The organism is Kitasatospora sp. NPDC017646, from assembly GCF_044329365.1.
GTDB lineage: Bacteria > Actinomycetota > Actinomycetes > Streptomycetales > Streptomycetaceae > Kitasatospora.
In genome coordinates this window covers 1-1,148 of sequence record NZ_JBIRJC010000150.1, presented here as the reverse complement: position 1 = coordinate 1,148, position 1,148 = coordinate 1, and the positions used below count along the sequence as shown (strand labels likewise).

The following is a 1,148-nucleotide window of genomic DNA, read 5'->3' as shown; positions in this document are numbered from 1 at the left end:
GACTTCGATCTCTTCCGCATCTCCGAGGAGCACGAGATGCTCCGTGAGGCGGTGCGTTCGCTGGCCGAGGCGAAGATCGCTCCGTTCGCGGCGGAGGTGGACGAGCAGGGTCGTTTCCCGCAGGAGGCGTTGGACGCGCTGAGGGGCAATGACCTGCACGCGGTGCACGTGCCGGAGGTGTACGGCGGTGCGGGGGCGGACGCGCTGGCGACGGTGATCGTGATCGAGGAGGTCGCGCGGGTGTGCGGCTCGTCGTCGTTGATTCCGGCGGTGAACAAGCTGGGGTCGTTGCCGGTGCAGCTGTCGGGTTCGGAGGAGCTGAAGGCGAAGTACCTGGGGGCGCTGGCGCGGGGTGAGGGGATGTTCTCGTACTGCCTGTCGGAGCCGGAGGCGGGCAGTGACGCGGCGGGGATGAGGACCCGGGCGGTGCGGGACGGTGACTTCTGGGTGCTGAACGGTGTGAAGCGGTGGATCACCAATGCGGGGGTGTCGGAGTTCTACACGGTGATGGCGGTGACCGATCCTTCGATGCGTTCGAAGGGGATCTCGGCGTTCGTGGTGGAGAAGGGCGACGAGGGTGTGTCGTTCGGTGCTCCGGAGAAGAAGCTGGGGATCAAGGGTTCGCCGACGCGTGAGGTGTACTTCGACAACGTGCGGATCCCGGCGGACCGGATGATCGGTGCGGAGGGTACGGGTTTCCAGACGGCGATGAGGACGCTGGACCACACCCGGGTGACGATCGCGGCGCAGGCGGTGGGCATCGCGCAGGGGGCGTTGGACTACGCGAAGAACTACGTGAAGGAGCGCAAGCAGTTCGGGAAGGCGATCGCGGAGTTCCAGGGGATCCAGTTCATGCTGGCGGACATGGCGATGAAGCTGGAGGCCGCGCGGCAGATGACGTACGTGGCGGCGGCGAAGTCGCAGCGGGGGGACGCGGATCTGACGTTCTTCGGTGCGGCGGCGAAGTGCTTCGCGTCGGACGTGGCGATGGAGGTGACCACGGACGCGGTGCAGTTGCTGGGTGGTTACGGCTACACGCGGGACTACCCGGTGGAGCGGATGATGCGGGACGCGAAGATCACCCAGATCTACGAGGGCACCAACCAGGTCCAGCGGATCGTCATGGCCCGCAACCTGCCGTAGCCGGC

At 66.7% G+C, this 1,148-nt stretch carries 1 protein-coding gene; it reads left to right on the top strand.

Features of this window, described 5'->3' with window-relative positions; genetic code table 11:
- On the top strand, nt 1–1,143 hold a 1,143-nt coding region (locus ACH4J0_RS43300), incomplete at its 5' end, for an acyl-CoA dehydrogenase family protein (RefSeq protein WP_396246673.1).
- Nucleotides 1,144–1,148 lie beyond the last annotated feature (5 nt).